This window comes from Fusibacter sp. (assembly GCF_057447755.1).
On the sequence record NZ_JBVBZF010000069.1, the window covers coordinates 1 to 13,744 of the forward strand.

Here is a 13,744-nt window from a genome sequence, read left to right on the forward strand (position 1 = left end):
AAGTCCATTGCTTTTGCATAATAGTAAAAGCCTAAAACGGATGCAAATATGCTCAGGAAAATCAAGTGTGCTATGCCTTCAAATCCAACTGCTTGCCACTGATTGGCTTCGAAGAATATGAAGGGCATAAAAAAGGGAATGCTATAGAGAAACTGATAGAATATAATCGTCAAATAAGAATAACGCTCAAAGAGCGGCTTTGAGGCCATGGAATAGATAACCCATGCGATTACCGCACCAAACATCATCAAATACCCAATACCCTCTTGTACCCTAAAGAGCTCACTAAGTTTGATATCGACAATAAAGACAACACCAAACACGGATAAAAAGACGGCAAACAAATCTATTCGATCGACCTTACGCTTATAAATAATGGCTTCAAATATGAGTGTGAATACCGGTATCGCTGCAATGATAAGCGCCGCTGGTGATGCCGATATATATTTGATGCCCGTATTTTCAAAATAGAAATAAACCCCTATGCCAATACCACCTGCAAGTAAGAAAAGCAGATGATCTCTGGGCTCAATTTTAAGCGGTTGCTTTGTCATCTTCATGGCCATATAAAGCATGGCTGTGGCAATGACAAATCTTATGAGTCCAATCGTCATTGGTCCTAATGTTGTCAGTAAAAACTCTGTACTGACAAAAGAAATGCCCCATGTGATCACAGGGACAAGAATACTTAATAAACCTTTAGTCTTTTTTGTCATTTACGTCACCTTCTTCAAGGTTGATTATACCATGAAGTTCGTGGCAATGACAATCATCAGATTTTACAGAACAGCTCATACATTTACCCACTTTGACCTGTCTTATCGACTTGCGAATAATAGTAACAGCATAAATTAATATGACGACGCCAATTCCAATTGTTACTAGAGTTCCCATAACGACCTCCTATGAGAAAAAGATTAAACCAATTCTATAAAACAGAAATGCGACAAACCACGCCACTGCGAATTGATAAACAACAGAAAAGCCAGTCCACTTCCATGAGTTGGTTTCTCTTTTAATAACACCGACAACAGCAACACATGGTGTATATAAGAGTACAAATACCATGAATACATACGCCGTCAAGGGTTCAAATGTACTAGAAAGTGCTGTGAGGAATGTAGAACCCCCATCAGTTGCCCCTAATACAATGGCCATGTTGGAAATAATCATTTCCTTTGCAATCATACCGGTGATCAAGGATAAGGATATTTCCCATGATCCAAATCCAAGCGGTGCCATAATTGGTGACAACAACTTTCCAAGACTTGCTCCAAAACTTTCGTTAATAGGAACCATACCACTTGTGTTGAAATTTAAGGTGAACCACAAGATCACAGAAGCCGAAAAGATAATGGTCCCTGCTTTCACCAAATAGCCTTTTACGCGTTCCCAAACGTGGATAAATAAGGTTTTGAAATTTGGAAGTCTATATACAGGTAATTCCATGATAAAATGGGATTCATTTTCTTTAAAAATTGTCTTTCTGAAGATTACCGCCACAAGAAGTGCAACAAGAATCCCCAGAACATAAAGGGAAAAGGTCACAATGGTCTCATAACCTTTAAAGAATACCGATGCAAAGAGCACATAAACAGGAAACCTTGCCCCACATGAAACGAAGGGGTTTATCAAAATACTCAGCAACCTGTCCTTTTCATTCTCAATGGTGCGTGTTGCCATGATCGCTGGCACATTACAGCCAAAACCAAGAATCATGGGTACAAAGGTCTTGCCGTTTAATCCAAACTTGGACATCCACTTGTCCATAATATATGCAACCCTAGCCATGTAGCCACTATCTTCAAGTATGGATATGAAAAAGAATAAAATCGCGATATTGGGTACAAAGGTTAAAACACCACCTACACCACCAATAATCCCATCCACAACGAGCCTGATCATCCATTCTGACACTTCCAGATTTGATAAAGTCACTTCCACAGCAGGTCCAAGAATACTCGAAAAGAAAACATCGATTGAATCTAGGAAAATACCTCCCACACTGAAGGTCATATAAAAAACAAATGCCATAATCGCCAAAAATACTGGAAAGCCAATGTACTCATTTAAAATCCAATTGTCCAGCTTAGCGGTTTTAGTATCATAGGCCGTGGCACCCTTTATTAAAACTTGCTTTAGTAAATCATCTATAAATTCATATCTGAGTTTAGAAGCCTCACTTTCGGAAAAGTGCCCCTCTTCAATTTTCTTTAGAAGTTCTTTTGTATTTAGGTAATCCGGTTTTGGCACATCTGCCATTGCAATGGCTTGGTCCAAAAGTTGATCAATATTTAATTTATTTTGGGCAGAAATTAAAACAACCGGGAATCCCAATTGTTTGCTTAAGGTTTCTATATCAATTTGAATGTCTTTTTTATGAAGCTCATCCATCATGTTAATGGCCAAAATCATTGGTGTATTGAGGGCCATCAACTGTGTGGTCAAATAAAGATTTCTTTCAAGTAAAGTGCCATCTACAACGTTGATCACCACATCTGGTTTAACATCAACAATGTAATCCTTTGCGACAATTTCTTCCATCGTAAAGGGTTCTAAACTATATATTCCAGGCAAGTCCACGAGATTAAAAAGACAATCTCTGTATTTTTTCTTACCTTCCTTTTTCTCAACTGTTACGCCAGGCCAGTTTCCCACGTAGTGATTACCACCTGTCAGCGTATTGAATAATGTTGTTTTTCCTGAATTTGGATTGCCGGCAATGGCAACATGTATCTTCTTCATTTTTACTTCAGCCCCCACTATGCATTTAAGGGTGTCACATCAAGCATTGCAGCAATCTGATCTGAAATCGCAAGCCTTGTGCCTCTGATTTCTACCACCATTGGTCCATTTTTAGTCTTAAGGACTGGCATAAAACGTACACCATCCGTAAGGCCCATATCTCTAAGCTTACGCTTCAATTTATCACTGCCATTAATTGTATTTAAAACAACGTGTTTGCCAATAGCTGCATTTGTTAAAGCCATAACAATCTCCTTTGATATGATAATGAGTCTCATTTACACCTTTATCTTAACACTAATGATAATCATTGTCAATCTGAGACGTAAAAAAAGACGAATTATTTACAATTCGTCTACACTTACACAGATACAATTTAAAGGGGTTTTGTATGTTTTTTATTATTCATGAAGGGTATTCCTTTCAATTGCTTTAATGGCAGCATTAGCGCTTGAAAATGCCCACTGTAGATTATATCCCCCAGTATCACCATCAACATCAAGTACTTCCCCTGCAAAATATAGACCATCAACAAGTAGCGATGCCATTGTCTTGGGGTCTACCTCTTGGGTAGCGACACCACCAACTGTTACCATGGCTTGTTTAAAGCCTTGTAATTCGTCTATAAGAATCTCATATTGTGTCAGCCATTTAATCACGTCTTTTCGCAGTGTTTTTGAAAGTGTTGCCATTTTCTCCTGCCCGCTTAATTTGAAAGTTTTTAGAAGTGTCGCTTTTAACTTGTCAAGCAACTTGAGTTGATTCAACCAATATGCCAAGGGTTTGTCTCCTGACGTTTGGAGGAAAGATTTCTCAAGCTCAGATGCTTCAATACCAACAAGATTAATAAATAGGTAATCGCCTTTTTCAAAGGCTCTACTGTTGTTCAAGATTACGGGGCCGCTCACCCCAAAATGTGTAAAGAGCAAGTCCCCTTTATAAGCCTTGCGTCTTCCATTTCCATCTTGTGATTGTCCAGTTGCAACATGGACAAGCGCCACATTACTTAATGTAATTCCTGACCAATCGAGTGTACTCATCTTACCTGATACGACCCCAGTAAGGCCCGGCCTTGGTTTAAGGACTTTATGACCAAGTGCCTCAGCCAGTCTATAGCCATCACCGTCAGAGCCAAGAGCAGGATATGATTTTCCGCCAGTTGCAATTAGAACATGTCGGGCATTATACTGACCTCTACCAGTAATGATTGTAAAGCCATCATCTTTTTTTATAAGCTCAGTTACTGAGGCTTCTAAGACGATCTGTTTACTTAAATCCCTATCTATCGTATGCTTAAGGGCTTTGACCACCGCTTTTGCATCCAAGCATTTAGGGAAGACTTTACCATCTTCACGTTCAAAACACTCTATGCCAATCGCCTCGAAATAAGCAAGGGTTTGTTTGTTGTCAAACTGTGTCAGTGCAGGTTTGACAAAAGACTTTTGGTCTCCATATCGCGTTATGAAATGGCTCATATAACCACCGTGAGTGATATTGCATTGTCCACCGCCTGAAACCATTATTTTAAGACCCACTCGATCTTTTTTTTCCAATAAAACCAAGTTCAAATGACTTGAAATTGATGCTGCGAACAAACCTGCAGCGCCACCACCTATTATTACTAAATCATAAATCATTCATTAGGTCTCCTAACACATTAAGTCTAACATTAAATTTTGTAGGGTGTCATTACCTTTAAGGCTTGGACGATGTCATTAACTTTAAGGCATGCACAAAGTCATTGCATCTGTTTATGCCTCTACACAAATCCTACGTTGTGCCCTCTGTTTTATTGCCAAGCTTTATCGCGCTGTTTTAGGACGAAAATTTTTTTCCTGAAGGCCTTCACCCTAAGGTGTCTTTGAAGACTTTGTCAGAATAGTCTTTTCTTATCCTACCAAATCAAGTTATAATAGTAAGACTGGAGGTGATGAAACTGACTTTACACGCACATGAGGCTTCGAAAATTATTAACGCCTTAAGAAACGGTACAGCACCGATTGGGTTTACGGATAGATTGATTTTCGGCAGACAAAGAGAAATTGCTGAGTTCAACAGGTGCTTTTCTTCTCTAAAAAACGGCGAGAGCATTATTAAAATCATCACTGGCGAATACGGTGTGGGTAAATCACATCTTGTCAACGCTGTTAAAAACATGGCCTTGAAAGACGATTATATCATTGCTTCTTTTCAAGTCAACAACGGATTTAGACTCAATAAAATTGACGATCTCTATTATGCTATTATGCATAACCTCTATATGAAAGGGGCTCAATTTGAGAAGACTTCCTTCAACGAAATCTTTGACATCTGGATTGAAAACCTTCAAACTGCACCCTTCCCTGATCGAAAGCGCGTAGAAATAAACGCCGTCTGCCAAGAACTTTCTAAATACAACATGAATTTTGCAAGGGCCTTCCTCATGTTCATGAGAGGTCGCATCCAGCGTAATCAAGAAATGCAAAATGTGACGACTGCTTGGCTGACCGGTGAAAAAAACATCCCCTTTGAGCTTAAACAAAAATACGAGCTTGTGGGGCATGTGGATAAAACCAACACCCTTGATTTTTTAAAAGCTTTTTCCAAGCTAATACACCTACTTGGCTATAAGGGCCTCATTATATTTATCGATGAACTAGACCAGGTTATTGCCGAGAGAAAAGATTTAAGGCTTCAAGCCTACAACAATCTTAAACACCTCATCGACCTTACAACATCGGGTGAGATGGCCCATACCATGTTCATCTTCTCTGGAACACCACACTTAATCACAGACACCGAAAAGGGATTTATGGCGCTGGAGTCACTGTCTCAAAGGCTTAACTTGCCCCTTGACCACACCATGGCAGACACAAGACAAACCATTATTAAACTGGAAAGACTCACGGATGATGCTTTGGTTTCCATGTCGGATCAACTTATAGAACTTTACAAAATTCAAGGCGAGCCCCTCAAGGAAGTTCCAACTTCAGATCAACTCATTCACCATATTAGGGCCTTTGAACAGGAAACGACAAGGCATTTCGTCACAAAATCAATTCAGTATCTTGATACATTTTTAAAATAGATCGCCATCACTGACGATCTATTTTTTTGTTCTAAATATTACTTACTTCTGGGATTCTAATAATAACCCTTGTGTAGCGATTAAGTTCAGACTCAATCTTGATGCTCCCCTTGTGGAGATCAACCTCTTTCTTAAGTTGAGTGAGCCCCATACCCTTATGGTGTTCAGTATTTGACGTAACGCCCTCTTCAAGCAGATAATCAGAAAGTGATTCTGCATCCAACAATACTAGGGTTTCAAAAGGTACCCTTTGCTGTTGATAGAGCATATCCTTAATTCGATTATAATCAACCCCTTGACCATCATCCTCAAATATCATCTGAGTATAAGATGTCTCACGACTAAAAGAGACTTCCAGACTGCCAAACTCACTCTTATTCTTTCGGAACCTTTCACTTGGTGTTTCAATACCATGAATGATGGCATTGTCAATTAAACTCATCATCCCCTTGAGTATATTACTGAACTGCAGGTTGTTGACAACATGCTCATAACCTTCTATTCTAATAGGCTTTACCTTTTTACCATACCGTCTAGCAAGCTCTGAGATATACTGATCATACTGTCTGATGACCTTCTGATTTTGAGCGAGCTTCATCTTAGAAAGGAGTTGAACCAAGCTCTCACTTCCTGGTATTTCACTAAGCCTTCTCTCAAGCTCGGCAAAATCTGATTGATCCACCAACATCAAGTTCTCATGTTTCATAACATTTTCATTTAAAGCACCTTCCAGTATTTCTAAGTCCTCAGATAAAAGTGTCTCCAATTCAAATATTTCAAGATAGCGCTGAACATCCACAAAACTTGAGAAACTACCCTCTTTTCTCAGATTAATGAGTTCATTTACGATTTTATTGATTTTTTGACTCGCTTTTATAAGTCTGAAGAAATCAAACTGTTTTTCAAAATAATCCAATTGTTCAATTAGCAAATCTAAATATTGATTAACTGAATTGCTCTTTTCAGAAAGGTCATCCAATTCATGTTTATTGAAGTTCAAAAACATTTGATAGAGGTTTTTAAACTCCGATTGATTTTTGATGATTTCAAGAATCATTTCCAGTTTGGTTTGAAGACGCTGTTTCTCATCAAACTGGTCTTGATATGCGGTTTGATCCTTAAAAATAACGAGGATATATTGGTCATCCCTGGTCATTTTATATTTGACATCTAATACACGTTCCCCAAGACTTATCTTGTTAGACAAAAGGTCTAAGTAGAGTTTTTTATCGCCTTCTGTTTCCGCTTCGAAAAATCTGCCTAAGATCGTCTCTGCATATACCTTATTGTCAAAATCATCTTGATAAAGAATATCTGTAATTTTCTTATGCCTGATATCAAAATCAAAATAGGTTTGTGTGATCTCACTATAAGCATGATCAATGTAAAGATCTGATGTCAAGAGTATCATGCCCTCTTCTGTCCCCATGAGCATCTCACGACATTGTATATCTGATTTATCTGTCGTATAAGTTTCTTGTACAGGCTCAACCTCGTCTTCTGCGGCTTTCAATACGCCAATTTTTTCACGATTAAAACTCACATAAATAAGCACAACCATTACTGGCAACATATAAAAACTAGAATTGACCATGTTATACCAATTTAAAGTTGAAATGACGAGGTAGTAGGCGAATATAAGACTTGCCATTCTTTGGAGCTTATAAATATTGCACCAAATCATATATGCAATTATCAAGCACATATGCACAACGCCAACCCAATCGAGGTATTTAAGCGGCGTCACGACCACAACTGCCCCGTAGAGCAGTAAATATACTTTACTGAGTTCCAAGATATAGGGAACTACCCATTCTCGCCCTTTAAAACCACGCGTTACAAATACTGTGGTGATAAAAGTGAACAAGAAAAACTGAAGCCTTACATAACTAATGTCTGATTCCAAGTTTAAGGCACTCACTTCTGGCGTTATAAATCTCACAAGAAATGCTATTACCAGCATCTCAAGTAAAAAACTATTGGCTTTTACTCTATTTGCAAATCGCTGCCAAATCAAATAAATGAGAAAAACAAGGGTTAAGGCTACCATAAAGCTTTCCATGAGCCAGATAAACCTTTGATTGTTTTCAAAAGTGTTCAGGGAACCCACAAATATACCGCTTTTGCCTTGTAGACCATCGATATTCTGATCAAAATGAATGACGATATTAACTCGGGGCTCATTGGGCACAAAAATGTAGCCATCTTCTACTGTGTCAAAGTTCAGCATCATTTTGGATCTTTCATATGCTTTTCCATTTATAAATACCTTATGAACGTCATTTAAAATTGTATTATTCATCACAAAAGGTGTATTCACCTTAGCTTGAGGAACTTCAAAAGATATGTACAAGGTGCCTCTAACCCTATCCCTATCGTGCACCTGTATGATCTCATTTAAGGTCTTTGACGATTTGACATCTTCAAAATTGATGGTTTCCGGGTCGATCCAAAAATCTTCAATATAGGTCCAGCCCTTGGAGAGTTCAACTATTTTATCACCATTAAATTCAAGTACCTGTGGTGCGACCTCGCCATAAGCAAGGCATATATTTAAAAGGATCCCTATTAAAATCATAAAGATAATGCGTTTTCTCATAAAGCCTTTCCCTTCTCTTTTTCTTAATTTTAACATAGATTGTTAATTATTTCGTCTAATTTATAATAACATTTGCTTATTTAATCATCGTTTTGATATAATTGAAATGATTACAAATTATTCGTTTTTTTTCGATATTATTGGGTATATAAGCAAGACTTTGTATGTAGAAATTTTTAGGAGGTTGCAATATGAAAGGAACCGTTGTTAACATTTGGCTAAACACAATCACATCAATGTTTGGAGAAGCCCATAAAAATGAAATTATGAAAAAGGAAGGCTGGAATCCATCCAGACTCATTACACCACTAGAAGAGATAGATGATAAAAAAGTGTTTTCACTTATGAATGCTTTTGCAACCAGTAAAGGCATGAAGACTGAAGCCATGTGGCACAAACTCGGTCAAAATAACATTGAATCATTTTACAACTGGTTCCCTTCTTACTTTGACAAGGGCTCTGCAAAGAGCTTTATGATGCTCATGGACAGAGTCCATACCCAGCTCACAAAAATGATTCCAGGAGCAAAACCACCTAGACTTATTCCGGAAGAACTTGATGATAAAAATGTCATCATCACCTACAAATCTAAAAGAGGTCTTGTGGATTATCTTATGGGATTAATCGAAGGCTGTGGTAAGCATTTTAACGAAAAAATTGAGGCAAAGATTCTGGAACGCTCTGTTGGATCTGATGGCCTTCACACAGTTAAAATTCACATTACCTTTGAAAAAGGTACCAAAACCGTTAGAAACTATGGCTTATCAAAGGCGTTTTCATTTGGCATTATCAAGAATGCGCCCTTCAAAATCACATTTTTACCAACACTTGTTTCACTTGGCTTGGTATTGGGCTTAAACGGAACAGAAAATATCCCCTTACTGATTGCCACGCCACTTTCCGTTTTAATAACAGGCGTCCTCATCGGTAACGCCGTTCTTAAACCTTCTCATGATATAACAGGTGAACTTGAAAAAGTTAAAGCCTTAAATTTAAGAGATGATTTAGTGGTTAGGACAAATGACTACCATGAGGAGATTTATGATGCCCTCGCTGAAACAAAGGATAAATTAAGAGAAGAGTTCACTTACCTTAAAGGTGGCCTTGATGACCTTCATTCATTCACTGGAAAATTTGCACAGGTTGCTAAAAACATGAGTGGTGTATCTGACTTGATTTCAAGAGCAGTGCAGGAAGTTGCTGAAGGCGCGATCCACCAGGCAACAGAAACGGAAGGATCCGTTAGCATCTTAGCTGATAACATTGATATTTTAAATGAAATCAGTTCCAAGGAACTCGAGAGTAAAGAAAGTCTTGAGTCCGCGGTTAAACAGATCGAGATATCTGTAGACGATCTTGAAAAAGTTTCAACGAACCTCAATCAGGTTAAAAATAATTTTTCTGAAGTCAATACTCAGGGGACTGAGCTTAGTAAGAAAATTAAGAATATCATCGAAATTGTAAGCACCGTTGAAAGCATTGCTGAACAGACCAATTTACTAGCTTTAAATGCCTCTATCGAAGCAGCAAGAGCAGGTGAAATGGGAAGGGGCTTCAGTGTCGTTGCAGAGGAAATCAGAAAACTGGCTGAGGATTCAAAAGATGCCGTTAATACAATCAACAGCAGCCTTAATGAGTTCACCACAGGCGTTAACAACATGGTAAAACAAGTAAACGATCAGTTCATCGAACTCGAAAGCGGTACCAAAACCATGGCCACTGTTGCAAGCGATAGCAAGGTTGCTTCAAATAGAATTCATGTGGTTTCCACTTCAATCGCTGAAATTTCAGTTAAACTTTCAGATGAAACTGCTAAAATCAATAAAGTATTCGAAAACATGCATACCCTTGCTGCAATCGCTGAGGAGAACTCAGCAACATCTCAAGAGATGAGTGCAAACGTAACGAACTTCTCGACAGAAATTGTGAGCTTGTCAGATAATATTGAAGAACTTGAAAAAGTAGTGCTCTTCCTAAAAGACGAACTCAAGCGTTATAAACTCTAAAGCTTTAAATTCAAAGAGCACGGCATATTCAAAATATGCCGTGCTCTTTTTTATACCCATCATCAAACGTGCTTTGGATTTTTGTAAATGTCAATTTTGTAAAAAAAGTAGCCATTTAATAAAAGTCTAATCCCCATATCCAGTCCAATGGCAAGAAAGACCATATTTACAGACAAATGAAAAACATAGGCCGATAATAAGGCCACTGGCACACGAACACCATACAGCCCAATTGCAGCTGTGTACATGGGCATTTTAGTATAGCCTCCACCTCGAAGCGCACCACCAAATACACCTGCCAAGTTTTGAGGGACCTGTGCAAAACCACATATGATCATATAAATCACCGCAATTTTTATGAGGGCGACATCGGATGTCATCAGACTCAATATGGAGGTTGGCAAAAGTACCAAAGCACCGCCACCGATAATGGACAACAAAAGAACGCCAATCATGATTTCTTTAAAATAGAGTTTTGCAGTTTCAGGTTCCTCTGCGCCTATAAATCTGCCCACATAAGCCGTGGCCGCGATACCAAATCCAGCCGCCGGCATATAGGCGATGCTCTCTGCTTGCAAGCCAAGCTGATAAGCCGCATAAACATTATCACCATAAGTCAAAATTGCCCTGATGAGCAATATTGAACTAATTTGCCAAAAGAGAGATTCGAGCGCACTTGGAATGCCTGTTTTATAAACACTTTTTAGAATATCCCTCGAAAATTTAAAGACATTTAGGTAATTTACCCCATATAATATACCAGACTTCCTAAGTGCCAAGGCAATCCCTAAAATAGAAGCTAGCAATTGACTGATCACCATTGCGATAGCAGCCCCCTTCAAACCCAGTCTCGGAAAGCCCAAGTGACCATTGACCAAAATGATACCCCATATCAAATTGAGGGCATTCATGACACTGCTGATAATCAGTGGTGTTACTGCATCACCTTGCCCCTGCATAGCACCTGAAATTACGATGATGAGACCAAGAAAAGGCAATCCGCAAGATACAATTCTAAGAACTTCACTACCGACAATAAGGAGTTCATCCTTAGCACCAAATATTTTTAACCAAAACTCAGGATAAAACCACAATGAGCCACTGAAAAATATAGAAAGGATAAAAATAGAGGACAAGGTTTGCCGTGATGCCTCTCTGATTCTTTTATGATCCTTTCTTCCCATTGCCTGAGCAATGACAACTTGGACGCCAATGGCAATCCCCTTATAGACTGCCCATAAAATGCCTCGTACTCTTGTACTTAAGCCCATGGCGCCTATGGCTATAAAACCTAAATTACCGATTAAACCCATTGAAACTAGCCCTACCAACATCTCTAAAATGTTAGCCATCATAATCGGCATAATCATTTTTGCAATCTCTAGTCGAATAATGCTCTTTGTTTGAATTGCTTTAAGTCGCTCCATCATTCCCTCACATTTAGTTAGCCTCCCTAAATAGTACCGCTTTTTATATTAAAGATAAAGCAAAAAATAAAAAAAACGCCACATTATGTCTAAAAATTAAAACATTGTGTGGCGGTTTTAAAACGATTTGACTATTTGGTTAAAATTGGTGAAATACGTTTGTATAGCATCATTGTTACAACTGAAATAATAAGGCCTTTGAATAAGTTAAATGGTACAATGCCATAAAGAATTAAGGTTACAACACTGTTGATGTTTGGATTTACAGCAGTTCCCATACCTACGATTGCATCGATTGGCATGAAATTCGTATAAAAGGGAATTAAGAAGAAGTAGTTTGCAAGACCGCCCATAACTGCCATAGTGATTACACCTACAGTTAAACCAATGATTGCACCCGATTTTGTTTTTGCTCTTTTGTAAATCAAAGCTGCTGGTATCACCAAAGCAATTCCGATGACAAAGTTTGCAATTTCACCCACACCACCTGTAGTGGTTCTTAGTAGATGTAAAATGTTTTTGATGGCTTCAATTGCGATTCCAGCAATTGGACCTAAGGCAAATGCACCTATGAGGGCAGGCAGATCACTGATATCGATCTTTAAGAAGCCTGGAAAAATCGGCACTTGAATTTCTAAAAAATAAAGAATAAAGGCAATTACACTAAGCATGGCAATTTTTGTCATCATTTTGACGGACATTTTTTTTGCTGTTGAAGTTGTCATATATAGACCTCCCATAAATATTATTGGCTTTACGGGCATAAAAATACCCTAAAGCATGCACTTCAGGGTAAAATAGCATTATAATAATAAACCTCTTCTTTCATCCAGACTATACTGTCGGCTCTGGAATCTAACCAGATCAGCCTTTCGGCTCGCGGGCTTTACCGCCGGTGGGGACTTACACCCCGCCCTGAAGATTATTACATAGTCAGTATAGCATGATTTATATTCAAAGTCAACGATTCTCATAGTCCCTCTAATTATCATATTATCATCAAGATTATTGGTTAATTCTCATATTTCGTAGATAATCATTCTCAATTATGATATACTATATTATTATGAAAATCACATGGAGGTAAACATGCCGTTTACAAATAGAAAATCAATCATCATGATTATAGCACTGGTCTTTTTGTTTATACTAACAAGCTGTAGCCAAGAAACTGCAAGCTCTGAACAAGTCAAGATCTCCACAGGAATATTACCCATAAAAACTTTTACCAAAGCCATTGGCGGAGAGTATGTTGATGTCGAAGCACTGATACCCGTTGGGGCAAATCCACACAACTATCAACCCTCACCAAGTTCTATGAAATTCCTCTCAGATGCAGATCTCTATATTTATGTGGGCGTACCCACTGAAAATGATAATATCATGCCAAAGCTCTCTGATTTCAACCGTGAAATTCAGGTTTTAAATCTTCAGGCGGGCTTGGCAGCCGAGCATCCCTTTTTAGTGGATGAAGACCACGACCACGAATCAGATGTTACCACTTTGCCAGAGCCAAATTCGAATGAAGCTACTTCAAATGAAACTTCTACACCTTCAACTGAAATTGATGGTGACTCTGACCATGATGAAGAGTTCATGCACCTTGAGGCACAAATGGTGACACCAACAACTGAAATTGGTGCATATGCTGATTACGATCCCCATACTTGGGTATCCCCTAAAAGAGCGATTACAATGGTGAAGCAAATCAGAGATACTTTAATTCAAATGGATCCTGAGCATGAGCAAAGTTTTAAATCCAATGCAGAAACGTTAATAAAGCAATTGACCGCACTTGATCAAGAGGTGGTCGATAAGGTGGCTGCAAGCGACCATAAAATTTATTTGATTTACCATTCATCCTACAATTACTTTGCATATGATTATGGTCTGTCCTTTA

The 13,744-nt window shown here is 38.4% G+C and carries 11 protein-coding genes and 1 riboswitch; of the genes, 3 read left to right on the plus strand and 8 right to left on the minus strand.

Translation table 11 applies throughout. From position 1 onward, the window contains the following. The 5 genes from AC220I_RS10245 to AC220I_RS10265 form a co-directional block, all read right to left on the minus strand. On the minus strand, positions 1 to 716 hold a 716-nt coding region (locus tag AC220I_RS10245), incomplete at its 3' end, for a DMT family transporter (RefSeq protein WP_486723730.1). After that, positions 700 to 894 (minus strand): hypothetical protein, encoded by a 195-nt coding sequence (locus tag AC220I_RS10250; protein ID WP_486723731.1) that lies wholly within the window; start codon positions 892 to 894, stop codon positions 700 to 702. The genes AC220I_RS10250 and AC220I_RS10245, both read right to left, overlap by 17 nt. A 9-nt stretch (positions 895 to 903) precedes the next feature. Then, complete coding sequence (gene feoB / locus AC220I_RS10255) at positions 904 to 2,745, minus strand: ferrous iron transport protein B (RefSeq protein ID WP_486723732.1); 1,842 nt, start codon at positions 2,743 to 2,745, stop codon at positions 904 to 906. A 17-nt stretch (positions 2,746 to 2,762) separates the two neighbouring features. Beyond that, entirely contained in the window at positions 2,763 to 2,990 is a 228-nt protein-coding gene (locus AC220I_RS10260) for a FeoA family protein (protein WP_486723733.1), read from the minus strand. A gap of 156 nt (positions 2,991 to 3,146) precedes the next feature. Continuing rightward, the gene (locus AC220I_RS10265; protein ID WP_486723734.1) at positions 3,147 to 4,382 is read right to left on the minus strand and encodes a BaiN/RdsA family NAD(P)/FAD-dependent oxidoreductase; all 1,236 of its coding nucleotides are present in this window, start codon (positions 4,380 to 4,382) and stop codon (positions 3,147 to 3,149) included. A gap of 293 nt (positions 4,383 to 4,675) precedes the next feature. Between AC220I_RS10265 and AC220I_RS10270 the strand changes: the two genes are divergently transcribed. Beyond that, positions 4,676 to 5,812, plus strand: coding sequence for a BREX system ATP-binding domain-containing protein (locus AC220I_RS10270; protein ID WP_486723735.1), 1,137 nt, complete (start codon positions 4,676 to 4,678; stop codon positions 5,810 to 5,812). Between the two features lie 31 nt (positions 5,813 to 5,843). Here AC220I_RS10270 and AC220I_RS10275 read toward each other — a convergent pair whose 3' ends face one another. Further along, a complete protein-coding gene (locus AC220I_RS10275) occupies positions 5,844 to 8,411 on the minus strand; it encodes an ATP-binding protein (RefSeq protein ID WP_486723736.1) in 2,568 nt (855 codons plus the stop codon). Positions 8,412 to 8,602: 191 nt separating this feature from the next. On the opposite strand from AC220I_RS10275, the gene AC220I_RS10280 reads away from it, so the two are divergent. Then, positions 8,603 to 10,417, plus strand: a complete 1,815-nt coding sequence (locus AC220I_RS10280; protein WP_486723737.1) for a heme NO-binding domain-containing protein — start codon at positions 8,603 to 8,605, stop codon at positions 10,415 to 10,417. 62 nt (positions 10,418 to 10,479) lie between these two features. Here the strand turns inward: AC220I_RS10280 and AC220I_RS10285 are convergent, their stop codons facing one another. Next, positions 10,480 to 11,844 (minus strand): MATE family efflux transporter, encoded by a 1,365-nt coding sequence (locus AC220I_RS10285; protein WP_486723738.1) that lies wholly within the window; start codon positions 11,842 to 11,844, stop codon positions 10,480 to 10,482. Positions 11,845 to 11,975: 131 nt separating this feature from the next. Beyond that, a complete protein-coding gene (locus tag AC220I_RS10290) occupies positions 11,976 to 12,569 on the minus strand; it encodes an ECF transporter S component (RefSeq protein WP_486723739.1) in 594 nt (197 codons plus the stop codon). Between the two features lie 88 nt (positions 12,570 to 12,657). Next, positions 12,658 to 12,771, minus strand: a riboswitch (FMN riboswitch). Between the two features lie 162 nt (positions 12,772 to 12,933). Between AC220I_RS10290 and AC220I_RS10295 the strand changes: the two genes are divergently transcribed. After that, on the plus strand, positions 12,934 to 13,744 hold an 811-nt coding region (locus tag AC220I_RS10295; protein WP_486723740.1), incomplete at its 3' end, for a metal ABC transporter substrate-binding protein.

Coding starts and splice junctions, on each gene's coding strand:
- AC220I_RS10250 (WP_486723731.1), bottom strand. CDS start 894: ATGGGAACTCTAGTAACAATTGGAATTGGCGTCGTCATATTAATTTAT.
- feoB (WP_486723732.1), bottom strand. CDS start 2,745: ATGAAGAAGATACATGTTGCCATTGCCGGCAATCCAAATTCAGGAAAA.
- AC220I_RS10260 (WP_486723733.1), bottom strand. CDS start 2,990: ATGGCTTTAACAAATGCAGCTATTGGCAAACACGTTGTTTTAAATACA.
- AC220I_RS10265 (WP_486723734.1), bottom strand. CDS start 4,382: ATGATTTATGATTTAGTAATAATAGGTGGTGGCGCTGCAGGTTTGTTC.
- AC220I_RS10270 (WP_486723735.1), top strand. CDS start 4,676: ATGAAACTGACTTTACACGCACATGAGGCTTCGAAAATTATTAACGCC.
- AC220I_RS10275 (WP_486723736.1), bottom strand. CDS start 8,411: ATGAGAAAACGCATTATCTTTATGATTTTAATAGGGATCCTTTTAAAT.
- AC220I_RS10280 (WP_486723737.1), top strand. CDS start 8,603: ATGAAAGGAACCGTTGTTAACATTTGGCTAAACACAATCACATCAATG.
- AC220I_RS10285 (WP_486723738.1), bottom strand. CDS start 11,844: ATGGAGCGACTTAAAGCAATTCAAACAAAGAGCATTATTCGACTAGAG.
- AC220I_RS10290 (WP_486723739.1), bottom strand. CDS start 12,569: ATGACAACTTCAACAGCAAAAAAAATGTCCGTCAAAATGATGACAAAA.